General features: G+C 33.0%; 23 protein-coding genes. 11 read left to right on the top strand and 12 right to left on the bottom strand.

Annotated features, from left to right (window positions below; all coding sequences use genetic code 11):
- Positions 1 to 3: 3 nt before the first annotated feature.
- Positions 4 to 1,752, top strand: coding sequence for a DUF262 domain-containing protein (locus tag CIGNP91_RS02460; protein WP_086253281.1), 1,749 nt, complete (start codon positions 4 to 6; stop codon positions 1,750 to 1,752).
- A 132-nt stretch (positions 1,753 to 1,884) separates the two neighbouring features.
- Here the strand turns inward: CIGNP91_RS02460 and CIGNP91_RS02465 are convergent, their stop codons facing one another.
- The 9 genes from CIGNP91_RS02465 to CIGNP91_RS02505 are packed head-to-tail and all read right to left on the bottom strand — an operon-like array spanning position 1,885 to position 9,956.
- A complete protein-coding gene (locus tag CIGNP91_RS02465) occupies positions 1,885 to 2,904 on the bottom strand; it encodes a bifunctional 3,4-dihydroxy-2-butanone 4-phosphate synthase/GTP cyclohydrolase II (protein WP_086234510.1) in 1,020 nt (339 codons plus the stop codon).
- 1 nt (position 2,905) lies between these two features.
- Positions 2,906 to 3,784 carry a GTPase Era gene (era, locus tag CIGNP91_RS02470; RefSeq protein WP_086233172.1) on the bottom strand — a complete coding sequence of 293 codons (879 nt, stop codon included), beginning with the start codon at positions 3,782 to 3,784 and terminating at the stop codon, positions 2,906 to 2,908.
- The gene (gene hslU / locus CIGNP91_RS02475) at positions 3,781 to 5,103 is read right to left on the bottom strand and encodes an HslU--HslV peptidase ATPase subunit (RefSeq protein WP_086253282.1); all 1,323 of its coding nucleotides are present in this window, start codon (positions 5,101 to 5,103) and stop codon (positions 3,781 to 3,783) included. Before hslU ends, era begins: the two co-directional genes overlap by 4 nt.
- 3 nt (positions 5,104 to 5,106) lie before the next feature.
- Complete coding sequence (gene hslV / locus CIGNP91_RS02480; RefSeq protein WP_086224543.1) at positions 5,107 to 5,643, bottom strand: ATP-dependent protease subunit HslV; 537 nt, start codon at positions 5,641 to 5,643, stop codon at positions 5,107 to 5,109.
- Positions 5,643 to 6,086, bottom strand: coding sequence for a 50S ribosomal protein L9 (gene rplI / locus CIGNP91_RS02485; protein ID WP_086253283.1), 444 nt, complete (start codon positions 6,084 to 6,086; stop codon positions 5,643 to 5,645). The genes hslV and rplI overlap by 1 nt, the downstream gene beginning before the upstream one ends.
- 39 nt (positions 6,087 to 6,125) lie before the next feature.
- Positions 6,126 to 6,872 carry a 4-(cytidine 5'-diphospho)-2-C-methyl-D-erythritol kinase gene (locus tag CIGNP91_RS02490; protein WP_086252451.1) on the bottom strand — a complete coding sequence of 249 codons (747 nt, stop codon included), beginning with the start codon at positions 6,870 to 6,872 and terminating at the stop codon, positions 6,126 to 6,128.
- On the bottom strand, positions 6,869 to 7,096 hold the full coding sequence (csrA, locus tag CIGNP91_RS02495; RefSeq protein ID WP_086224540.1) for a carbon storage regulator CsrA: 228 nt from the start codon (positions 7,094 to 7,096) through the stop codon (positions 6,869 to 6,871). Before csrA ends, CIGNP91_RS02490 begins: the two co-directional genes overlap by 4 nt.
- Complete coding sequence (gene truB, locus CIGNP91_RS02500) at positions 7,084 to 7,911, bottom strand: tRNA pseudouridine(55) synthase TruB (RefSeq protein WP_086253284.1); 828 nt, start codon at positions 7,909 to 7,911, stop codon at positions 7,084 to 7,086. Before truB ends, csrA begins: the two co-directional genes overlap by 13 nt.
- Entirely contained in the window at positions 7,908 to 9,956 is a 2,049-nt protein-coding gene (locus tag CIGNP91_RS02505; protein WP_086253285.1) for an ATP-dependent helicase, read from the bottom strand. Before CIGNP91_RS02505 ends, truB begins: the two co-directional genes overlap by 4 nt.
- Before the next feature lie 185 nt (positions 9,957 to 10,141).
- Here CIGNP91_RS02505 and CIGNP91_RS02510 point away from each other — a divergent pair, with 185 nt between their 5' ends.
- Positions 10,142 to 11,008 (top strand): LysR family transcriptional regulator, encoded by an 867-nt coding sequence (locus CIGNP91_RS02510; protein WP_236845018.1) that lies wholly within the window; start codon positions 10,142 to 10,144, stop codon positions 11,006 to 11,008.
- Here the strand turns inward: CIGNP91_RS02510 and CIGNP91_RS02515 are convergent.
- Genes CIGNP91_RS02515 through sstT form a run of 3 tightly spaced genes read right to left on the bottom strand, consistent with a single transcriptional unit; the run spans position 10,995 to position 14,390 of the window.
- Positions 10,995 to 11,441: a hypothetical protein gene (locus CIGNP91_RS02515; RefSeq protein WP_086227014.1), complete on the bottom strand. Its 447-nt coding sequence runs from the start codon at positions 11,439 to 11,441 to the stop codon at positions 10,995 to 10,997. The genes CIGNP91_RS02510 and CIGNP91_RS02515 overlap by 14 nt on opposite strands.
- A 2-nt stretch (positions 11,442 to 11,443) precedes the next feature.
- Positions 11,444 to 13,156: a M3 family oligoendopeptidase gene (locus CIGNP91_RS02520; RefSeq protein WP_086228997.1), complete on the bottom strand. Its 1,713-nt coding sequence runs from the start codon at positions 13,154 to 13,156 to the stop codon at positions 11,444 to 11,446.
- A 1-nt stretch (position 13,157) separates the two neighbouring features.
- Positions 13,158 to 14,390 (bottom strand): serine/threonine transporter SstT, encoded by a 1,233-nt coding sequence (gene sstT / locus CIGNP91_RS02525; protein ID WP_086253286.1) that lies wholly within the window; start codon positions 14,388 to 14,390, stop codon positions 13,158 to 13,160.
- 333 nt (positions 14,391 to 14,723) lie between these two features.
- Between sstT and metK the strand changes: the two genes are divergently transcribed.
- The 9 genes from metK to CIGNP91_RS02570 all read left to right on the top strand — a co-directional run bounded on the left by metK (position 14,724) and on the right by CIGNP91_RS02570 (position 24,332).
- Positions 14,724 to 15,917: a methionine adenosyltransferase gene (gene metK / locus CIGNP91_RS02530; RefSeq protein ID WP_086253287.1), complete on the top strand. Its 1,194-nt coding sequence runs from the start codon at positions 14,724 to 14,726 to the stop codon at positions 15,915 to 15,917.
- A 4-nt stretch (positions 15,918 to 15,921) separates the two neighbouring features.
- Positions 15,922 to 17,694, top strand: coding sequence for a protein-disulfide reductase DsbD (gene dsbD, locus CIGNP91_RS02535; protein ID WP_086253288.1), 1,773 nt, complete (start codon positions 15,922 to 15,924; stop codon positions 17,692 to 17,694).
- 10 nt (positions 17,695 to 17,704) lie between these two features.
- Positions 17,705 to 18,091 carry a rhodanese-like domain-containing protein gene (locus CIGNP91_RS02540; RefSeq protein WP_086253289.1) on the top strand — a complete coding sequence of 129 codons (387 nt, stop codon included), beginning with the start codon at positions 17,705 to 17,707 and terminating at the stop codon, positions 18,089 to 18,091.
- Entirely contained in the window at positions 18,088 to 18,405 is a 318-nt protein-coding gene (locus CIGNP91_RS02545; protein ID WP_086228009.1) for a hypothetical protein, read from the top strand. Before CIGNP91_RS02540 ends, CIGNP91_RS02545 begins: the two co-directional genes overlap by 4 nt.
- Positions 18,398 to 19,012: an HAD family hydrolase gene (locus tag CIGNP91_RS02550; RefSeq protein WP_086224530.1), complete on the top strand. Its 615-nt coding sequence runs from the start codon at positions 18,398 to 18,400 to the stop codon at positions 19,010 to 19,012. Before CIGNP91_RS02545 ends, CIGNP91_RS02550 begins: the two co-directional genes overlap by 8 nt.
- Before the next feature lie 123 nt (positions 19,013 to 19,135).
- Entirely contained in the window at positions 19,136 to 20,812 is a 1,677-nt protein-coding gene (locus CIGNP91_RS02555) for an acetolactate synthase large subunit (RefSeq protein WP_086253290.1), read from the top strand.
- Between the two features lie 2 nt (positions 20,813 to 20,814).
- Positions 20,815 to 21,279 carry an acetolactate synthase small subunit gene (gene ilvN / locus CIGNP91_RS02560; protein ID WP_086224528.1) on the top strand — a complete coding sequence of 155 codons (465 nt, stop codon included), beginning with the start codon at positions 20,815 to 20,817 and terminating at the stop codon, positions 21,277 to 21,279.
- Positions 21,279 to 22,226: a UDP-3-O-(3-hydroxymyristoyl)glucosamine N-acyltransferase gene (gene lpxD / locus CIGNP91_RS02565; protein ID WP_086229002.1), complete on the top strand. Its 948-nt coding sequence runs from the start codon at positions 21,279 to 21,281 to the stop codon at positions 22,224 to 22,226. The genes ilvN and lpxD overlap by 1 nt, the downstream gene beginning before the upstream one ends.
- A gap of 15 nt (positions 22,227 to 22,241) precedes the next feature.
- Positions 22,242 to 24,332: an RNA degradosome polyphosphate kinase gene (locus CIGNP91_RS02570; protein WP_086253291.1), complete on the top strand. Its 2,091-nt coding sequence runs from the start codon at positions 22,242 to 22,244 to the stop codon at positions 24,330 to 24,332.
- Positions 24,333 to 24,425: the final 93 nt, after the last annotated feature.

The following is a 24,425-nucleotide window of genomic DNA, read 5'->3' on the forward strand; positions in this document are numbered from 1 at the left end:
TAAATGGCAGAAATGAGAGCGGAAAGAAAGAGTATATTTGAGTATCTATCAAAAAATAAATTTTTAATCCCTATGTATCAAAGAAATTATGTCTGGAGCGAAGATGAGTGCGAACAGTTATGGGAAGATGTTTATAATTTCTTTGAAAATAAGGAAGAAGATGAGGAATATTTTTTAGGTTCTGTGGTGATTTATAAGGAAAATGGCAAACAAAACATTATTGATGGACAACAAAGAACTACAACTTTATGTTTATTTATTCGTGCATTATATGAAAAGGCAAGAGGGCAAAATGGTATTGATAAACTAAAAGACAATTTGGCTTCTTGTCTTTGGGATATAAACTCTTTGACTGGAAATATTAATTTTGATGAAGCTCATTTTAAAAGCGAGGTGGCTACAGATTTAGACAATCAAAGCTTGGAAAATATTTTTAAAGATAACTTAATTATTGATAAAGAGAGTAAAAAACTATCTTTATATGAGAAAAATTTTATATTATTTCAAAATAAAATTGATGAATTAGCAAAAGACAAACCTACGGAGTGGTTTAATTTTTGTTTATGTTTATTGCAAAATTGTGTAATTTTACCAATTGAATGCGATGGTCGTGATAAAGCTTTAAGAATTTTTAATACATTGAATAATAGAGGTGTCTCTTTAAGCCCGGCTGATATTTTTAAAGGATTGATTTTTACTAATAAAAATGATAAAGATAGGATGGAATTTGCAAAAGAGTGGAAAGCTTTAGAAAATCAAATTCAAAACTCAAGCTATCTTAAAAAAGAAGATATTAGTTTCTTATTTACTCAATATGAACACATCATTAGAGCGCAGTATAGTGAGGTTGATACAGTTATTCCTGGCGTGCTTGAGTTTTGGACTAAAAAAGATAAAGAAAACTCTAAAAATAAAAAAGCGAATTTTGCTGCAAATGAAGATTTATTAAATAAAGAAGAAACTTTTGAATTTATTAAACAATTGGGTGAGTTTTGGTGCAATCCTTATAATTATTTAAATCCACAAGCTCAAAAATATTTTGCGATTTTAAATGCCTTTCAAAATAGATTATGGCAAATGGTTGTAAGTGTGTGTTTTTATGAGTATAAAAAGAATAAAAATAGTGATATTTTTGATATAATCTTGCCGCAACTTGTAGCGTATAATGCATTGGGGCTTATATATGGAAAAGGTGGAAGTTCTGGATTATTCTGGGGTCTTATGAAAGCAAATGTAAATATTATTAGAGAAAATAAAAGAACAAATATTTTTGAGCCAAGTATAAATTTACCAGATTTAAAAATACCATCATTAGAAAATTTTATAGACTTCTCAAAAAAAGCTAGACCTCAGCAAATTCGCTATATTCTAGCTCTTTATGCTATTATGTATAATCAAAATCAAGTAATGGAATGGAATAAAGATAATAAAAATTATAGTTTAGTAAAAGCTGAGATCGAGCATATTTTTCCTAGAAATTGGCAAAATACAAATTATAATGGCTGGGATGAAAAAGAAGCACAAGAATATTTAGAACAAATTGGTAATAAAATGTTTTTAGAGAAAAAATTAAATATTCAGGCTGGAAATGGGTATTTTAATAAAAAGAAAGAGATATACAAAGATTCTTATTTTATAGAAGCACGAGATTTATCTGCAAGTTCACAAAAGGATTGGTTAAAATGCGATATCGAAAAAAGAAATAAGCAAATTTATGATGCATTTAGTAAATTTTTTACCAGTGTATTTTAAGAACTTTTATCATGAGGATAGATATAAAGCTATTAAGATTTTACCTGGTTTAATTTGATAAAATCTAGCTTAAATTGATTAGAATATTTATAAAACTTATAAATATTCTAACATTATAACTTTCAATTGATTTTATTGTGATTTTTGTCCTAAAATATTTAACCCAAATCCACTAATAGCTACAAACTCTTTAAATTCGCTCGAACTTAAAATCTCAATATCGCTAGCACCGAAGTATTTTAAAATCTGCGCTCCTATACCATAGTTTTTAATAAGTCCGCTATCATCTTCATTGCCGGCTAAAAATATCAGTATTCCGCCTTCACTATCTAGCAACTCTATATGAGATAAAAACTCATTAAATTTATATGAATTTAAAAGTTCTATATCATCTTTTATCTTGTGAAATTTTACATTCGTTTTAGAAGCTATTTGACCAAAAATAAAGGCGTAATGTTTATTTCCAAGGTGATCTATTATGCTATACTTGATTGCTTTTTTACCAGCTATTTGCGACTCTCCTAGCTCATCAACACTAATTAATTTTTCATGATGTAGGCGATACTCTATAATCTCGGCTATGCTTACCATATTTAGATTAAATTTATCGCAGAATTTTTCTAAATCATCGCGTCTAGCCATCGTACCATCATCATTTACTATCTCGCAGATTACAGATACTGGAGCAAGACCAGCCAATCTACATAGATCTATACTGCCTTCAGTATGTCCAGTTCGCTCTAACACGCCACCACTTTTAGCAATTAGTGGAAATATATGACCTGGACGGACAAAATCATCAGCCTTTGTGGCACTATCTACTAACATTTTAATTGTCATATCTCTTTCATATGCGCTTACTCCAGTGGTCGCCTTTTTAGCATCAATGCTAATAGTAAATGCTGTCTCATGAGAGCTAGTATTTGCTCCAACCATAGGATATAGATCAAATTTATCAGCTAACTCTTTACTAAGTGGGGTACATAAAACACCTCTAGCGTGAGTGATCATAAAATTGACTTTTTGCACATCACTAAAGGCTGCAGCAAATACTATATCACCCTCATTTTCTCTATCTTCATCATCTACCATGACTATCATTTTGCCATTTTTTATATCATCTATAGCTTGCAAAACTCTCTCAAAAGCCATCTTAATTTCCTTTTAAATCTAAATATTTTTTAATGCTATTTTCATTAGTATGCCAGTTTTTATCTATCTCTACATTTAATTTAATAAATACTTTTTGATTATTAAATTCACTTATAATTTTGCGAGCCACAATTCCAATACGCTTAATAGTAGCACCATTTTTGCCTATTAAAATTGCCTTATGGTGGGTATTATCTGTTATAATTTTAGCCTCGATTTCTAAGATATCGCTCTTTTGTTTTACCTTTGATACAATCGCATCAGAACTATATGGCACCTCTTGACTAACACACTCAAATATAGCCTCTAATATAAAATCTCTATAAATATCTTTTTCATTTGTTGTGGTGATAAACTCTGGATCATAGTAATGAGGATGCTCTGGAAGCAGGGGGGTAAGAGCATCTAAAAAAATCTTTCTATAGGCTTGCTTTTTAATAGTTATTGGGACTATAGCTTGAAAATTATTTGAGTATTTTTGATACTCATTTAACTTTTGAAATAGCTTATCTTGGCTCGCTTCATCTATCTTTGTAAGTGCGATTATATGAGGTAAAGTAGTATTTAAGCTTAAGAACTTTTCGTAATTTTCTAAACTATCAAAAACACTAGCTACAAATACTACTGCATCTGCATCACCTAAAGATTTAATAGCGCTTTGAACCATTAGTTTGTTTAATGTCTTAGCGCTATCATGAAGACCTGGGGTATCTATAAAGATTGCTTGGTCTTGCTCATTCATTACAATGCCTAAAATTTTTCGTCTTGTAGCATTTTGCTTATGTGAGACCATTGATATTTTTTGATCAAGCAAATAATTTAAAAGGCTACTTTTACCAGCATTTGTTCTGCCTATTAAGGTTACAAATCCGCTTCTCATAATATATATTTTGCCCTATCTTCATCTTGGCAAATTTGCCCTAATTTTTCATCAACTAACTCTTTTGTTATGCTAAATTTCTGGCCTTTATATTCATCAGCATTAAAGCTAATATCCTCAAGTAGTTTTTCGATAACAGTATGAAGTCTTCTAGCTCCGATATCTTCTACTTTTTGATTGGTACTTTGAGTTAGTTTAGCAATTTGCCTTAAAGCATCATCACTAAATTCAAGTTCTACACCCTCTACATTAAGTAAGGCTTGATATTGATTTAAAAGTGAATTTTTAGGTTTTGTTAGAATTTCATATAGGGCATCTTCATCTAAGCTATCAAGACTTACACGCAGTGGAAATCTACCTTGAAGCTCAGGAATTAGATCGCTTGGCTTTGAGATATGAAATGCTCCAGCAGCTATAAATAGTATATGATCAGTTTTAATAGTTCCAAATTTAGTAGATACATCACTACCTTCTACAATAGGCAAAAGATCTCTTTGAACGCCTTCTTTGCTAGGGTCTTGGCGAGATGAACCAGAGCTACTTACAGCAACTTTATCTATCTCATCAATAAATATTATTCCTTCATTTTGAGCTCTTCTTAATGCTTCGGCTTTAATGCTTTCCATATCTAATATTTTTTCGCTAGCTTCGTTTTTTAGACTCTCTTTGGCGTCTTTTACTTTTAGCTCTTTTTTGACTTTTTTGTTTGTAATTCCAATTACTTTTATAAAGCTCTCTTGCATAGCTGCCATATCAGGTGGCAAATTCGCCCCAGCTTCAAAGCTCGATTGATCTACTTCAATCTCGATTGTAAGGTCATCAAGTTTGCCATCTTTTAGTTTTTGTTTCATCTTCTCATAGCTGATTTGGTATTGCTCTTTTTTCTCATCAGTTGCGCCATTTGGTAGTGGTGGGAGGAGCTTTTCTAGAATTCTCTTTTCTATATACTCTTCTATTTTATCACTATTTTTCTCTCTATGCTCTTGCTTGACTAAATTTAGCGCCGCCATCGCTAAGTCTCTTATCATAGACTCTACATCTCTACCTACAAAACCAACTTCTGTATATTTACTAGCTTCAACCTTTATAAATGGTAAGCCAAAAAGCTTTGAAAGACGCCTAGCAATCTCTGTTTTACCTACGCCTGTTGAGCCTATCATTAAGATATTTTTAGGCACTATATCATCTTGAATATCGCTTGGTAATTGCATACGCCTATAGCGATTACGAAGTGCGATAGCAATAACTTTTTTAGCATCATTTTGACCAATCACATAATCATCTAGAAATTTTACTATATCTTTTGGTGTTAAGTTCATATTTTAATCCGTTAATGTATAAGTTTTTATATTTGTATTTGTATAAATACAGATCTCTCCGGCTATTTTTAGACTCTCTTTTACCAATTCCTCACTACTAAGAGATCCAAATTTATCTAAAGCCCTAGCAGCTGAGAGTGCGTAGTTTCCACCACTTCCAATGGCTGCTATCTTGCCATCTTCTGGTTCTACTACATCTCCAGTTCCACTTAGTAAAAATATATGATCACGATTTAGTACTAACATCATAGCCTCTAATTTTCTTAATACTTTATCTTTTCTCCACTCTTTGCTAAATTCAATTACAGCCTTAAGTAAATCACCCTTGACTCCATCAAGAATTCTCTCAAACATATCAAAAAGATTAAACGCATCAGCGGTTGACCCAGCAAATCCAGCTAAAATTTTCCCGCCATATAGCTTTCTTATCTTAACAGCATTGCCTTTTAAAATTGTAGAACCAAAGCTTACTTGACCATCGCCACCTATTACAGCAGCATCTTTGCCTCTATAAGCTAGTATAGTAGTAGCATGAAACATTACTCACCTACTATTTCAATCTTAAATTTAGCGTGAATTTGATGGGTTAATTTAACTGAAATTTCATGTTCGCCAAGTGATTTGATATTATCACACTCTAGGGATTTTTTCTCTATTTCATAGCCTTTTTGCTCTTTTAATGCTTTTGCAATCTCATCTTTGGTAATGCTACCAAATGGGCTTCCATTGGCGCCTAATTTTGTTTTTATAGTGATTTTGACCCCAGCTAGCTCATCTTTTAACTTCTCATTTTGGCTAATCTCATACTCTTTAATTTGAGCTTCATTTCTTTTGGCTGCTTCCCATTGTCTTAGCACAGCGTCTGTAGCGGCCTTGGCATATCCTTTGCCTATTAAAAAATTATTGCCATAGCCATCTTTTACCTCTTTTACCTCTCCAGCCTTACCTAGACCTTTGACATCTTTTATTAGTAGTACTTTCATTACTTTTCCTTTAAATTTGATTTGGGTTATTTTACTTTTTTATGTTAAATTTTTGGTTTTAAATTTAGTGCTTCCACTTCCACTTAAAAACTCATCGTTAGCAATATCTAGCTCACGATAAATCTGCTGACATGGCTTTAAAAGATCATTTAACTGTATATTTGTAAAATTTACTAAAATTTCGCTACTTTTTAGCTTTTTTAAATCTCTAGCTAAATTCTCATCAAATCCATTAAAATTAGCTCTATATTGGTTAAAAACTTTTGGAGTAGAGCAAAAAATAGGGCTAGTGATAATATCTAAATTTGGTATATCATCATCAAATTCTTCTACAATTTCACCAATTCCACTTACATTTGCAGCTTTAAATTTGCTTACAAAAAATGCTACATCAGCACCAATTTTATGAGCTATTTGCATTAATTTTTTTTGTGAAATATTTAAATTTAATGTATCATTTACTAAGTGTAAAAAGGTTGCTGCATTACTGCTACCACCACCTAAGCCACCACCAACTGGAATATTTTTAATTAGACTTACTTGATGGAATTTAAAAAACTCTTCAAGCTGTTTGCTAAAACCAAGCGCTACTAAAGCATCATAAGCCTTAAAGATAATATTATCGCTAAATGGATTATCTATAATAAGACCATCGCTTATTCGTTTAACTAGTTCAACCTCATCATATAACCAATCACAGATAATAAATCTAGAGCTTATTTCATGATAGTTCCCACGAAATCCAGTAATTTTTAAGAAAATATTAATTTTAGCAAAACTTCTCATTTAAATATCTTTTTGGCTAGAATTTCTAGCAAATTTTGCTTTGGCTCGCTAGCAACTGTGTTATTATCGGCAATCTCTCTTACTAACTCTTTGCGTAGAATTAAGATATCTTTTGGTGCTTGAATTGCTATTTTTACATTTTGTGTACCAATACCTAAAATTGTAATTTCGATATCATCTCCAATTTTGATTGATTCTGTAACTTTTCGTGTTAATATAAGCATTTTTCCATCCTATTTATTGCGTATTTTACCTCTTGATTTTCTATTTTAATTATGCTAAAAGTATCATCTAATTCAATTAGATACTCCCCATCGCTACTAGTTTCAAAATCACTACATTTAAGTTTTTTACCTAAAACTATATCTAAAATATCGCCTTTATAGCTATTTTTAGTTAAATTTAGATATTCTAATGGATTTAGTGGAGTTTCGTTTTGAAATTTAAATTTTCCTTCACTGATTCTTTCAAGCGCACTTAATGTACCTATTAATCCTAAATTTTTTGCTAGAATTTGTGCATAAGAGCGTATATATGACCCAGCTGAAACTGCTATATCAAATGTGATAAATGGGTGGCAATAGCTTATAAATTTAGTACTAAAAACTTCCATTTGACACTCTTTTAACTCAAATTCACTCCCAGCCCTAGCTAGTTCATAAGCTCTTTTGCCATCAATTTTTTTAGCACTAAATTTTGGTGGTATGTAGTTTATTTTGCCTTGAAGATTTTGTAAAGCGTTTTTTATCTGTGCTTCATCTAGAGTAGGTGGAAGGTGAATTTGGTTGATATTTTCATTATCTCCACTATTTGAACTAGCCCCTAGCCAGAGCGTGGCTCTATATACCTTAGGCTCAATTTTAAGATAGTTAAATAGCCTTGTATATGCTCCAAATGCCACAATCAAGCATCCGCTCGCAAATGGATCTAAAATCCCAGAAAATCCAGCCTTTTTGACTCCATATTTTCGTTTAAGTCTGCTTAAAAAGTGGTTTGATACCATACCTTTTGGCTTATACGCTACAAATAGCCTATTCATATAACCTTCTCTACAAATGATGACATTATATCTTTGATATTTCCACCAAAATTTATTTTTAGTTTAAATTCATTTTTGATTTTAGCCACCTCTACAACTCGTCCGATACCAAAAATTTTATGCTTGATTAGATCGCCTTTTTTAAACTCATTTTGGCTCTCTATCTTTAAAGAGCCTTCGCAAAGGCCAGCTTCACTTAGAAATCTTGATCTATTTAGCCTTGATCTTTGGCCTTTGTAAAACCGTGAATTTGAGTATGATAAATTTAAGCCCCTTTTAGCCCTAGTGATGGCTACATACGCTAGGCGTCTCTCTTCTTCTATATCGCTTCCATCGCCAAGAAGCGGGAAAAATCCCTCTTCAAGCCCAATTACAAATAGATGCTCAAACTCAAGCCCCTTGCTAGCATGCACACTCATAATAGATATAGCATCATCGCTAATTCTATCTTGTTCGCTCTCAAGCGCAAGCTCATTTAAAAACTCTTCTAAATCAAATTCAGGAGTATTTAATATATGATCTTTCAATAAAGCATAAAATTCATCAATATTTATAACCCTCTCAGCTCCATCAGGCAGACTCTCATAATAGGCCTTAATACCAAATGTAGAGTCAAATCTACTTATCAAATCGTATGGTGCTAGAGTTGATAGCTCTTTTATATTGTTTGCTAGTTCAATTAATGTTTGGCTTAATTTCTTGCTCAATACATCCTCACCAGCAATATATATCGCATTATATAAAGAAGTTTTGCTATCAAAGGCAAATTTCTCTAATTTAGCTAGGCTTACCTTGCCTAGACCCCGTTTTGGGCGATTGATAATGCGAGTTAGAGAGAAGTCATCATTTGGATTTAAAATCAGCCTTAAATAGCTTATGATATCTTTGATTTCAGCTCTTTCATAGAATTTGACTCCGCCTACCATTTTATATGGAATTCTAGCTTTGTTTAATCCATCTTCTAAGCTTCTTGATAGAGCATTAACTCTATATAAAATAGCAATTTCGTTAGCCGATACACCACTTGATAGGAGTTTATTTATCTTTGTAGCGATGTTTTTAGCTTCAGCATTTTCATCACTATGCTCTAAAATTTCTATAGGATTTTCATCTGCTAATTGACTCACTAGTCTCTTACCAAGCCTTGTTCTATTGTGATCTATTAGCTCATTAGCGGCATTTAGTATAGATGGGGTAGAGCGGTAATTTGTCTCTAATTTGATTAGTTTGACGCTACTAAATTGATCTTTAAAATTCAAGATATTTTCTATCCTCGCACCTCTCCATCCATATATGCTTTGGTCATCATCGCCTACGACAACTAAATTTTGGTGATTATAGCAAAGCTGGCGAAGTAGTTTGTATTGTAAATCATTTGTATCTTGATACTCATCTACCATTATATACTTATATCTATCTGAAATTTGATCGCTCAAATCTGGATTTTTAGCCAAAATATTATAAGTCAAGCACAAAAGATCATCAAAATCAACTAAGTTATTGCTCTTTAAATACTCTTCATATAATTTATAAGCTTTGGCTATTTTTTCGTAATTTGTCTTTGTGTATTGAGCGTCTAATTTGGAGCTATCCATAACAGCTTCAACACTTAAAAGCATATTTTTGTATTTTGATATCTCATTTGCTACTATGGCGGTTTGGACTTCGCTCTCTATCTCTTTTATAATCTTTTTTTTATCATCAGTATCAATTATTATAAAGTTATTGCTTCTATCTAGTTCATTTATATGAAATTTTAAAAATAATAGACCAAACTTATGAAATGTGCAAAGCAATGGATTTGTATTATAATTACCAAGCATAGCCATAGCACGCTGTTTCATAGTAGTGGCTGCTTTATTAGTAAATGTAAGTGTAAGAGTGTTTAGTGGATCTATGCCAACTTCACTTATTAAATAGGCTAGACGCGAAGTTATGGTTTTTGTTTTACCGCTTCCAGCTCCAGCTAAGATTAGCATTGGGCCATCTATATGGGTGGCGGCTATTTTTTGATTTTCATTAAGTGAATTTAATAAATTGTTCATAAATTACTCTTTTTTGTTAATAAAGCTAAGATTATATCAAATTTTAACTTAATAATAATACGTGTTACAAAAAGTTACAGATTAATTATTAAATATTAATATAAGTAAACATTATATAAAATTAAAATCTAGTTTAAGGATTAAATTAATAAAATTGAAAAAGTAAATTTACTAAAGGGGTTGTTTTGATAGATTTTAATAAAATATATACATTTATGACGATTGTTAAAGAAAAAAGTTTTTCAAAAGCTTCAGCCACTTTAGGCCTTTCTCAGCCAGCCGTTACTTTACAGATTAAAAAGCTTGAAGAAATGTTGCAAACTACGCTTTTAGTTAGGCGTAAAAATGGGATTGTTTTAACAAAAGAGGGGGATAGATTTTATAAATTATGTCTTAAATTTGAAGGAGCTATGTTTAGATTTAAAGAGGAAGCTCATAGAATAAAAGATGAGAAATTTAAAATCTCAATTGCTACAAACTTACTTATAGCTCATGCTATTTTGCCATTTATGTTAGATAAAATTTGCAATGTTATAAATAGCGATTTAGATGTAAAAATAGCCGATACAAATAATGATCTAGTATCAAGTTTAATGGATAAAAGATGCGATATTATAATGACTCAAGAGAGATTATATAATGATCATTTGATATTTAAAAAGCTATTTGAATATGAGATAATCTTAGTTTCAAATAAAGTCCCAAATCAAAAAATAACTCCAGCAAAGCTTAGTGAATTTAACTTTATCACAGATAGAACGAAGGCATTTTTAAAAGGGTATTTTGAGCAATTTGGTGTAAATTATGATGATCTACACACTGTCTATACTCTTGATGGCGCTATAGCTACTAGGTGCGCAATGCTAAATAATAAATCTAGGGAGTATGTAGCGTTTTTGCCTAATTTTTTGGTGAAAAAATCAATTGCCAATGGCACTTTATTTCCAGTAGAAATTGAGGGTGTTAATATTATTCGTCCAGTATTTATAGCAGGACTCAAAGAGAATGAGTCCATACTAGAAAAGGTTAGTAAAATATCTATTGACCTTTAAAAATATCTCTATTTTTAGGGTTATTTAAAAATATCTGCTTTGAGCGCTCCTGTTTTGTTTTGGAGTCGCTTGGGCTATATGTAGCAAAATTTATTAATATAGGATTTTCATCTATACTAATTCTGATAATAGCACCAATTGGTATGTTTACTACGCTAGCAAAATTATCTGGCCCAAATCCAGCTTCAAATTTTATCTCATCTTTAATAATTTCAACACTGCTTAGCGAATATCCAGCTAGACTAAATAAAATAACAGATGGATTAAAACTAGATTTGATTTCATCGGGCAATTCGGGATTAAAGCTTACAAATTTAGTATTTACTAAAATATCAAATGTAGCCCCTTTTTTTATCAAAAAATTTAATAAATCATAAACATTTCTATGCATCATAGATGCAAACTCACTATCTTTTAAAAACTCTTCAAGCACTACTACTCTCCTTGTATAAACTCATCTACTAAATTTGCTACTTGAGCAATTCCTACACTCCAAAACTTCTCATCATCAATATCAAATCCAAACATAGCGACAAGCTCTTTTGGACTCTTGCTACCGCCAAGAGATAAAAACTTAGTATATATCTCTATAAAATTTTCACATTTTCCACTTTTATATAGTCCAAAAAGAGCAAGCACTAAAAGCTGAGCGTATGAGTAGGCATAGCAATAAAATGGTGAGTGGATAAAATGCGGTATATAGCTCCACCAAATTTTATAATACTCATTTAATTCTAAAGAGTCGCCAAACATCTTTTTAGACTCTTCTAGCCAAATTTGATTTAGCTCATCGCTACTTATTTCGCCATCATAAGCATGAACTCGTCTTTCAAATGTAGTAAAATTAATCTGTCTATAAAGTGTAGCAAAAATATCTTCTATTTTGCCAGCTAGTAGGGCAGTTTTTTGCTCTTTTGGTAGAGTGTTTTTAATATATTCAAAAACCAACATCTCACAAAATACTGAAGCTGTCTCAGCAGTAGTAAGCGGAGTATGTGAGTTAAGATAGCCTACTTCATAGCTAAGATATTGATGTATGCTATGGCCTAGTTCATGTGCTAAAGTAAAAAGATCACGCCTTCTACCTGTGAAATTTAAAAGTACAAATGGATGCACATCGCTACTAGCAGAGTGAGAAAATGCTCCAGCTTGTTTATTTTTATCTGGATATACATCGCACCAATTCTCATTAAAAGCTCTCTTGGCCAAAGTGCCAAAAAGTGGATTAAAACTATTAAAAGCATCAATTACAATCTCTTTAGCCTCTTCATAACTTATCTGTTCATCGCCACCAAGAGGTGCGTATCTATCATAATCATATAGTTTATCATAACCTAATATTTGACGCTTTTTATTATAAAATTTAGCCACTAGATCAAAGCTATTTTCACTAGCTTTTATTAGCGCATCTACGCTAGCTTTTTCTATTTGATTGCTTAGGTGTCTACTTGATTCACCTAGCTCATATCCGCGTAACTCACAGCTATTTTTTAGATCTGTTTTTATCATATTATATATGTATGTTAGTAGGTGTTGCATCGGCTCTAAACCTTTGCTTAGTGAGTATGCAGCATCTTTTCTAACGCTTCTATCATCGCTACTAAGCTTAGATAAAATCTCCTCTTCTTTTAAGCTTTGCCCACGAAACTCAAATCTAGCTCTAGCCATACTCTCATCAAACAATCTGCTAAATGCACTAGCACCAGTATTTGCAGTTCTTAGTAAAATTCTCTCTTCTAAAAAACTCAACTGATGAGCTTTATTTTTAGCTAGATTTTCTAAGTAGTAGCTAAATTTAGGATTTATGGCTATAAAGCTAGATTGTCTATCTTTATCAAGCTCATTAAATTCAATCTCAAAAAATAGAATTTGCTCTTCAATCTTAGTACAAATCTCTTCATATTTAGCCAAAAACGCCCCTTGGCTTGTATCTTTGGCAAATTTTAAATACGCATAGCTCATTATCTTGCCAATATCAGCTAAAATTTGCTCATATTCACTTATTGCAGTTTTAAATTCATTAGGCTTTAATGAGTTTAGATTTTTATTAAATTTAGAATTAAACTCATTGGCATTTTTTTGTAAATTTAAACAAAATATATCTAGCTCATCGCTACTAGTAAAAAATTTAGATAGATCCCATATCATATCATACTCCCTTAGTGTTATTTGATGCAATAGCAGTAAATAAAACATCTGTAGAGCTATTTAATGCAGTCTCTACTGAATCTTGAATCACTCCAATAATAAATCCTATAGCTACAACCTGCATAGCTATATCATTGCTAATTCCAAATAATGAACATGCCAATGGAATAAGCATAAGCGAGCCACCAGTTACACCGCTAGTACCACATGCTCCAATTGCTGCTATAATGCTAAGTAATAAGGCATTCCAAAATCCAACTTCAATCCCTAAAGTATAAACTGCACTAAGAGAAAGCACAGCTATAGTAACAGCTGCACCGGCCATATTGATAGTAGCTCCAAGAGGTATAGAGATAGAGTATAGGTCTTCATTTAGTTCTAATTTTTTACATAAATTCATATTTACAGGGATATTTGCAGCACTACTTCTGGTAAAAAACGCCGTAATAGCACTCTCTTTTATACATGTCATTATAAGTGGATATGGATTTTTTCTAGTAACTATAAAAGCAATAACAGCATTTATCACAAAAGCCACAAATAGCATAGTCCCTACAAGAACAAATAAAAGCTTTGCATATCCACCAAGTGCGGCAAATCCAGTCTGAGCTACGCTGATGCTTACAAGACCAAAAATACCAAATGGCGCTAGACGAATTACAAATTTAACTATTCTTGTAATTGCTTCACTAATATCTTTAAATACTTTTTTTGTTTCATTGCTACAATGTCTAAGAGCCAAACCAGTTGCAATAGCCCAAGCTAAAATCCCAATATAATTACCAGTTGCAATAGCATTTAGTGGATTATCTACAATCTTATATACTAAATCTTTTAATACCACTGCTATATTACTAGGTGCTGTGCTCATAGCTACAGATGTATTTTGTAACACTAAAGTAGTAGGAAATATAAAGCTAACACACACAGCAGCCAAAGAGGCTAAAAATGTGCCAATTAGATATAATATTATCACATTTTTCATTCCATTAGTACGGCCAAATTCTCTAAGTACTATAGAGGCGCTTACTAACACAAATACTAAAACAGGCGCCACAGCTTTTAGCGCACCTACAAAAAGAGAGCCTAAGATCGCTGCTAAATCAGTTAAATTTAGAGCAAATGAATTACCACTATGAGCTATAAATCCTAAAATCCCACCAAGAACAATACCAACTAAAATTTGAATTATCAAATTCCCATCTTTATATCGCTGAGCAATATGTCTAATCATTAAAATCCTTTTTAATTAATAAAAACTAATATTATATTTGAAATTTAATTAAATTTGGCTTTACAAAACTTTAAAAAATACACTAAATTTTTAACTTAATTTTATATTGTTCTAAATACAATAAGTTACAAATTATTTTATATTTGTCGTATTATTTATATTGTTAATTATTTGAATATAGATTAATCTAATATTTTATATTATTAAATTTTTAAAATCTATTAAAAAGATATCCAAACCATTGCTACTATTAATTTAGGGTATAGAATTAATATATAATTTACAAAATTATGTTAGAATTGCGCCCAAAAATCAAATATAATAAGGAAAAATATGTATCTATTTACAAGTGAAGTTGTAAGCCCAGGACATCCAGATAAGTGCGCTGATATCATAGCTGATAGCATTGTTGATGCGATACTTTCACAAGATTCAAAAGCAAGAGTAGCTAGTGAGGTTTTTGTCGCTGGAAAGCATATTGTAATTGGCGGCGAAGTCAACTCAAGTGTAAATTTAAGCCACCAAGAGTACAGATCTATAGTAAAATCAGCTTTAGCAAAAATCGGTTATAATGGTAATCCACACTTTAGCAAAGCTCAATGTCTCCATCCAGATGATATTGAGGTAGATGTATTTTTAAACCAGCAAAGCCCAGATATCAATCAAGGCGTAGATCAAAGCAGTGGTGAAATTGGCGCTGGAGATCAAGGTATAATGTTTGGATTTGCTTCAAGTGAGACTGAAAATTTAATGCCAGCAGCGATAACTTACGCAAGAGTGCTTTGTGATAAAGTCTATGAATACGCTCTTAAAAACCCTGATAAATTAGGCGTAGATATAAAGACTCAAGTTACAATAGACTATGGCACAAAATCAAATTTTGAAAATTGCAAACCAGAAAAAATCCACACAATAGTAGTCTCAGCCCCAAGCGTTGAAAGCTTAAAAATAGGAGAGGTAAGAGCCTTAATCCAAAGCTTAATAGACGACGCCGGACTACCAAAAGAGCTTTATGATAAAGATAAAACCATAATCTATATAAATCCAACAGGTAGATATGTAAATCATAGCTCACTTCATGATAGCGGTCTAACAGGTAGAAAATTAATAGTAGATAGCTTTGGTGGATACTCGCCAATAGGTGGTGGCGCACAAAGTAGTAAGGATTATACAAAAGTAGATAGAAGCGGCCTATATGCTGCTAGATGGATAGCTAAAAATATAGTCGCAGCAGGTCTTGCTAAAAAGTGTATAGTCCAGCTAAGTTACGCTATAGGTGTGGCAAAACCTGTTAGCGTAAGCGTGGATTGTATGGGTACAAATATAAATAGTGATGATGATAAATTATCTGAGTTTGTACATGATAAATTTGCCCTAACTCCAAAATGGATAACGGATAAATTTGGCCTAGATAAACCTAGCAAAGATACATTTTTATACGCTGATGTAGCAGCTAAAGGGCAGGTTGGCGATCCTAGTTATCCATGGGAGCAGCTAGATGCTATAGAGTTATTCCAGCAAATTTAAATCTATGAAAAAACTCTTATATATTTTTTTATTCTTTGGGATTTTGTGTTTTGGTAGTGTACTAGATCCCAAAGATGCTTTTAAGCTTAATATTAGCGGAGATAATCAAAGTGGTATAATAGCTAAATTTGATATTGCAGATGGTGTATATTTATATCAAGATAAAATCAAGATAATGCTAGATAATAACGATATCACAAGACTTTTAAATATTCCTAAGGCGATAAAATATGAGAGCTATGATATTTATAGGGATTTAGAGATTTTTATCCCAGCAGGAATTGTATTGGGTAAAAATAGCTTTAATCTTGATATCTATTACCAAGGTTGCAGCGATAGTGGCTTTTGTTATCAGCCATTAAAGGATGGCTTTGGAGTTGAATTTGACTCAAGTGGTAGCGTTATATCTAGTAGATATCTAGTAGACTCTACAAACAAAACAAATTTAGCTACTAGAAATGATGAAGAATTAGTTAGCTTATCTAAAGATATAGCATCAGGCCAAAATTTGTCTAATCAAAAAACTCAAAATGAGCAGTCACAAATAGCTATAAATTTAGCAAACAATTCCATCTTTTGGGCAATATCAACATTTTTTATATACGGCGTTTTGCTATCTCTTACCCCATGTATTTTTCCAATGATTCCAATTCTCTCAGGCTTGATTGTCGCTAAAGGGGCTAAAAGTGCCAAAAGTGGTTTTATAATCAGCCTTATATATGTATTAGCTATGAGTGTTACATATGCTATAGCTGGAGTATTAGCAAGCTCTTTGGGTGCTAGTGTCCAAGGAATGCTTCAAACTCCAGTAGTACTGATTGGTTTTAGTATTGTTTTTATTGTATTAGCACTTTCAATGTTTGGACTTTTTGAGATAGAATTACCAAAATCATTACAAGCTTACCTAAATACTAAAAGTTCTAAATTTAGCGGAATGGGTGGCGTTATTTTTATGGGAGTAGCATCAGCTTTAATAGTAGGACCATGCGTGGCAGCACCGCTAGCTGGAGCGTTACTTTATATCGCAAATAGCGGGGATATTGTTATTGGCGGATTATCTTTATTTGTAATGAGTTTAGGTATGGGGCTTCCACTTTTGGCTATTGGGCTTGGTGGAGGTAGGGTTTTACCAAAGCCAGGTGAGTGGATGGTAAAAATTAAGATTATATTTGGCTTTATTATGCTTGCGATGGCACTTTGGATTATTTCACCCGTAATTGGCGATGAAATTTCGTTGCTAGGGCAGGGCGTTTTAGGTGTTATTTTAGCCGTGATTTTTGGTGCGTTTGAAAATGCTAGCAGTATAATTCAACGTGCAATAAAAGGAGTAATGCTTATAATTTTTGCTATTAGTATGGTGATAGTTATTGATTTTAGTGTGAGTAAATTTGGATCAAATTTAAAATCAAGTTTGCTAATTACGCAAGATAAAAGTAATATTAATTTTAAATATGTAACCAATTTAAAAGAGCTAAAAGAGATTATAAAATCTAGTCAAAAGCCAATTTTGATAGATTTTTGGGCGAGTTGGTGTGTTAATTGTAAAGAGCTTGAAAGTGATGTTTTGACCCAAAGCGATGTGGCTAAGAAGCTTAATGAGTTTATACTAATAAAGATTGATTTAAGCCAATCAAGCCCAGAAAATGAGGAGCTAATGAGAGAGTATCAAATTTATGGACCTCCAGTTTTATTAATATATAATAATGGTGAGCTAAAATCTCAAATTACTGGATTAATTAGTCCTAATGAGTTACTACAAAGGCTAAATCAAATTTAAGGCAAATTAAATGATAAAGGTGTTAATAGTGATGTTTTTGGCAACTTCGATGGCGATGGCTAAATATATTTCTGTAGATATTAATAAGAGTATAATGAGTGATAATAGTATACAGATTATCGATATTAGAACTTCAAATGAGTGGAAGCAGGGCGTTTTAAAGGGTGCTATTTTAGTAAATTTAACTGATAACAATGGTGAATTTAATGAGAAATTTCTAGAAAATATCAAGGAGAAAATCGATCTAAATAAGAAAATTGCTATAATTTGTCGAAGTGGAGTACGTAGTCTAAGAGCCTCTGAATTGCTAGTTCAAAATGGCTATAAAGATGTGATAAATCTCTCTGGTGGTATGATACTAGCATCGCAAAAAGGGTTAGATATAGTAAAACCATGAATGATAAAGTAAAGCGAGTTAAATATCTGCGTGGGCTTGAAAAATTTGCTAAATTAGTTATAAGAAATCTAAAGCGTGATGACTATGATAGTATTAAATTTCGCACGCTAGTAGAAAAAAATGCAGAAATTTTAGTTAAAATAGAGCCAGTTTATCTTGATCAACCATATGCAAAATCACTTTGTGAATTTGTAAATTTAGTCATTGCCATAGATGATAAGGCGATGCTTTTAAAGGCTGCTAATTCACTTGAGAAGCTCAAAAATTCAAAAAGCTATAAAAAAGATAAGCATAAAGGTCATGTTTATGAGTAAAGTTATAATTTTTGATATGGATGGAACGCTAATTAATAGCACGCAAGCTATTTGTGAGACTATTAATTATATGCGCTTAGGGTTAAATTTAACTCCGCTTAGTTATAGTTATATTATCGAAGTTATCAACAATCCGGCAAAAAACTATATGATAGAGTTTTATGGTGTTGATAAAATCAGTAATAATATGATGAAAATCTTTGAAGATGAGTATCAAAAAAATTACTTTTTACATGCTAAAGTATATGATGAGGCTATGGCAGTTATGGAGTATTGCGAGGATAAAAATTATGCTATGGCAGTAGCATCTAATGCACCTAATTCTAGTCTAGAGATAATCTTAAAAAATGCTAAAATTCTAGATAAATTTAAGATGATTATAGGTGCTAGTAATAAAGTTCCATGCAAGCCAGCCCCTAATATGTTAAATTTGATTATGGATAGCCTTGGTAAACGAGCCATTTTTATTGGTGATAGCTATAAGGATTCTATGGCGGCTAAAAACGCAAATATAAAATATATAAATGTAACTTGGGGTAGAGATATCCAAATTTTAGGTGAGATAAATTGTAAAAACGCTAACGAAGTTATAAAAAACATAGGCTAACTGTGTAAATTCGATACATTTAGAAATTTTATTTAACTAAAATTCATATTTTTAAACTTTATGATTAAAATTTAATGCTATAATCAAAGAATTTGAAAATCAAAGTTAATTAAAGGTAAAAATATGAAAAAGCTAAATGGCTCGCAAATGATAAGCGAAGCGCTAAAACATGAAGGTGTTAGCGTTGTTTTTGGTTATCCTGGTGGCGCAGCATTAAATATCTATGATGAGACATATAAACAAGAGTATTTCACCCATATTTTAACCCGCCACGAACAAGCAGCCCTACATGCAGCCGATGGTTACGCAAGAGTTAGTGGCGAAGTCGGCGTGGCATTTGTAACTAGCGGCCCAGGATTTACAAATGCTATAACCGGTCTAGCTACGGCGTATGCTGATTCCATCCCATTAGTTTTAATTAGCGGTCAAGTTGGCCTACCATTAATCGGCACAGACGCATTTCAAGAGATTGACGCCGTAGGCATATCAAGACCTTGCGTGAAGCATAATTTTTTAGTCAAAAGTATTGAAGAGTTGCCACTTATCTTAAAGCAAGCTTTTTATATAGCAAGAAGTGGCCGCCCAGGCCCAGTCCATGTAGATATACCTAAAGATGTAACGGCTGCTATTGGCAATTTTGAGTATCCTAGCGAGATAAAGATGAAAACATATAAGCCAACCACAAAAGGCCATCCAAATCAGATTAAAAAGGCCTGTGAAGTCATTATGGCATCTAAAAAACCAATAGCTTATATAGGCGGTGGCGCTGTAAGTAGCGGGGCTAGTGATGAGATTAGAGAATTTATCCAAAAGACCCAAATTCCAGCAGTAGAGACGCTAATGGCACTTGGAGTTTTAACCCCTGTTAATCCTTTAAATTTAGCTATGGTTGGTATGCATGGTAGCTATGCTGCAAATATGGCATTAAGCGAGGCTGATCTGATCATCTGTCTTGGGGCTAGATTTGATGATAGAGTTACAGGCAAACTAAGCGAATTTGCCAAAAATGCCAAAATCATACATATAGATATAGACCCAAGTAGCATTGGTAAAATTGTCAAAGTAGATTATCCTATCGTTGGCGATTTGAAAAATGTAATGATAGAATTAAATGAGAAGATAAATTTAAATGGCGATGAATTTAGCGCTTGGAGAGATCAGATCGAAATTTACAAAAAGCTTCACCCGCTTAATTATAAAGATAGCGATGAAGTCTTAAAGCCTCAATGGGTGATAGAAAAAATGGGAGAAATTTTGCCAAAAGAGAGCATAATCGCCACAGATGTCGGCCAACACCAAATGTGGGTTGCGCAATTTTTCCCATTTAATCGCCCTAGACAGCTACTTACAAGTGGTGGTTTAGGCACTATGGGATATGGACTTCCAGCTGCGATGGGGGCTGCTTGGGCTAGTGATGCGCCTGTTATTGCTGTTAGTGGTGATGGTGGATTTTTGATGAATATCCAAGAGCTAATGACCTTAGTAGCGAATAAAAAACGAGTGATAAATATCATCTTAAATAATAATTTCTTAGGTATGGTGCGTCAGTGGCAAACATTTTTTTACGATGAGAGATACTCTAATACCGATCTTAGCATTCAGCCTGATTTTGTCAAAATTTGCGAAGGCTTTGGTGGTAAGGGATTTGTAGCTACTACAAAGAGCGAATTTGAATCTGCTTTAAATGCCGCTTTAGAGTGTGAGTGTGTGAGTGTGATTGAGGTTAAAATAGATAGATTTGAAAATGTCTTGCCTATGGTGCCAGCCGGTGCGGCTATTTATAATATGATATTGGAGTGAGAATGAGAAGGGTTATTTCTGCAATTGTATTAAATGAACACGGGGTTTTAAGCCGTATAGTTGGGCTATTTTCAGGGCGTGGGTACAATATAGACTCTTTGACCGTGGCTCCTGTGCCAGAGAGTGAATTTTCTAGAGTTACGATCACTACAAGTGGCGATGCTAGGGTATTTGAGCAGATTGTTAAGCAACTTCACAAACTCATACCAACTTATAAAGTTATAGATGATAGTGGCGAATATGTAGAAAAAGAGATGGCACTTATCAAAATTTCGCTAAATGAGGATTTTAGCGGACTTGATGCGATACTAAAATCATATAACGCTATAGTAGCTAACGCAAATGAACAATACATAATAGTAATGGGCTGTGATAACTCTGCTAGAATTGATTGTTTTATTAAAGTTATGAAAAAATATAACCCAATACAAATAGTCCGAAGCGGCTCAGTAATGATGGAAGTATGATGAAATTAAGTCAAATTTACTCTATTTTGGGATTAGAATTTAGCGGTGATGATATCGAGATTGTCTCTCTTAGCTCCTTAGCGTTAGCTCAAAGGGCTCAAATGAGCTATTGCGATTCACCTAAAAATACAAAATATCTAGCTGATTGTAAGGCTGGTGCCGTGCTAGTGAGTAAAGATATGGTGGATATGGTAAAGAGTAGGGCGGTTGTGGTAGAAAATCCCCATCTTGCTTTTGCCATCTTATCAAAGTACTTCTCAAAGCCATTGATTAGAGAATTCAAACCATCAAATATAGATGAGAGCGTAACTATAATGCCAAATGCCTATATAGGAAGTGGCGTAACTATCGGCAAAAATAGCCTAATAATGCCCGGAGTATATATAGGTGATAATGTAACAATCGGCAATGATTGTATAATCCACCCAAATGTTACAATCTACGCTGATAGCGTAATAGGTAATGAGTGTATAATTAACGCAAATTCAGTCATCGGTAGCGATGGTTTTGGCTACGCACATACCAAAACTGGCGAACACATTAAGATATATCACAATGGATGGGTAATCTTAGAAGATTGCGTAGAAATTGGCGCTTGTACCACGATAGATAGGGGAGTTTTTGAGCCGACAATTGTGCGTAAATACTCAAAAATTGATAATCTAGTCCAAATAGGCCACAATTGCGAAATCGGCTATGGCAGTATCTTGGTCTCTCAAGTTGGTTTAGCAGGTAGCACAAAGCTTGGTCGCAATGTAATAATGGGCGGTCAAAGCGGAACCGCAGGGCATCTAAGCATAGGTGATTTTGCTAAGATTGCTGGGCGTGGCGCTGTATCAAAGAGTATTGAAGGCTATAAAGAGTATGGCGGATATCCACTTATGGAGCTTAAAGAGTGGTTTAAAACACAGGCTAGATTCTTGCGTGAATTTGGTAGCAAAAAATAGCAAAAAAGGTAAAATATGGAAAATAAGGATCAATTTATAAATCGTGAATTATCTTGGCTTAGGTTTAATTCTAGAGTTTTAGCACAATGTAGCAAGGATCTTCCACTACTTGAAAAACTTAAATTTATAGCGATTTACTGTACAAATTTGGATGAATTTTATATGATCAGAATCGCAGGACTTAAACAGTTATTTGCTGCTGGTATCGTAGTAAGCGGTAGCGATGAGATGACTCCACTAGATCAGTTAAGAGAGATTAGAAAATACCTAAAAGATGAACAAGAGATAATAGAAAATTACTATAAAGATACAGTTAGCAAGCTTGCAGGACATGGATTATTTATCCAAAATTATGAAGAGTTAAGTGACGAGGTAAAATCTAGAGCAGATGAATATTTTTTCTCCAATATTTTACCTGTTATTGTGCCAATTGCTGTTGATCCTACACATCCATTTCCGCATCTTAATAACCTTAGCTTTGCTTTAGCAGTTAAACTTTGTGATGATGCTCACCCTGAGATTATTAAGTTTGGTATGATTAGAATTAGTAGAGTTTTACCTAGATTTTATTATGCTGGTGATGGAATTTATGTGCCAATTGAGAGTATAGTTCATAGGCACGCTGAAGAGATATTTCCGGGTTATAGATTGCTTAGTAGCTGTGCGTTTAGGGTTACTAGAAATGCTGATATGGTAATTGAAGAAGAAGAAGCCGATGATTTTATGATGATTTTAGAGCAGGGGCTTAAGCTTCGTAGAAAAGGGGCATTTGTTAGACTTCAAATAGATTCTGGATGCGATCCTGAGATTTTAGATTTTCTAAATTTACATATGAAAATCTTTTATAAAGATATTTATGAATATAATATTCCACTAACGCTTGGAGCGCTTTGGCAAATTATTGGGGATAAGGAATTTTCTCATTTACTACTTCCGCCATACACACCAAAGACTTTACCGCCATTTGGGCAAAATATTTCTATGTTTGATGCTATTGATAAAGAAGATGTGTTATTATTTCATCCATATGAGAGTTTTGATCCTGTTACGCAGTTTATTAGAGAGGCAGCTAAAGATCCAAAGGTTATATCAATTAGAATGACCTTATATAGAGTGGAGAAAAACTCAGCTATAATTCAAGCATTAATAGATGCAGCAAATGACGGCAAGCAAGTTACTGTAATGGTTGAATTAAAAGCGAGATTTGATGAGGAAAATAACCTTCATTGGGCAAAAGCACTAGAAAATGCTGGTGCACATGTAATATATGGTATTACAGGGTTTAAGGTGCATGCAAAGGTTAGTCAAGTTATTCGTCAAGTAGGTGATAAGCTAAATTTCTACATTCATTTAGGTACCGGTAATTATAATGGTAGTAGTGCTAAGATTTATACCGATGTAAGCTACTTTACCTCTAGAGCCGATGTAGCAAAAGATACCACAACATTTTTTCATATTTTATCAGGCTTTAGTAAAAATCGCCGCTTAAATGGATTGTCAATGTCGCCAATGCAGATTAAAGAGCGTGTGATTGCAATGATTAAAAACGAAGCTAAAATGGGTAGTGAGGGCAGAATCATAGCTAAGATGAATGCGCTAGTAGATAGCGATGTAATAAAGGCGCTATATGAAGCTAGCAACGCTGGTGTACAGATAAATTTAATAATACGTGGTATTTGCTGTTTGCGCCCTGGTGTGCCTGGAATGAGTCAAAATATCAAGGTTAGATCGATAATCGGTAAATACCTTGAACATGCTAGAATATTCTATTTTAAACACGCTAATCCTAAATTTTATATAAGTAGCGCTGATTGGATGCCAAGAAATCTTGAGCGTAGATTAGAGTTGATGACTCCAATTACTGATCCGGTATCTCAAGGTAAATTGAGTGAAATACTACGCTTGCAAGTTCAAGATAATGAGTTGGCATTTGAGCTAGGTAGTGATGGGGAGTATCACAGCATAATAAAATCTGAAGGCGAAAAAGTAGTAAATAATCAAGAGTTTTTTGAGGGTTATCTAAATAAAATTTTCAAAACAATGAAAAAATCTAGCGACCAAGACAAAGTTCAAATTCTAGCCTCAAAACTATTTAAAGAGAGTTAATAGCCCTTGCTTTATCAGGGCTATTTCAGCTAGTATTTATAAGATTTTTGCTAAAATTCCCGCCAAATTTTAAATTTTTTAAGGATATAAAGG

It is taken from the genome of Campylobacter sp. P091 (assembly GCF_002138935.1).
In the GTDB taxonomy this organism is placed as follows: Bacteria; Campylobacterota; Campylobacteria; order Campylobacterales; family Campylobacteraceae; genus Campylobacter; species Campylobacter devanensis.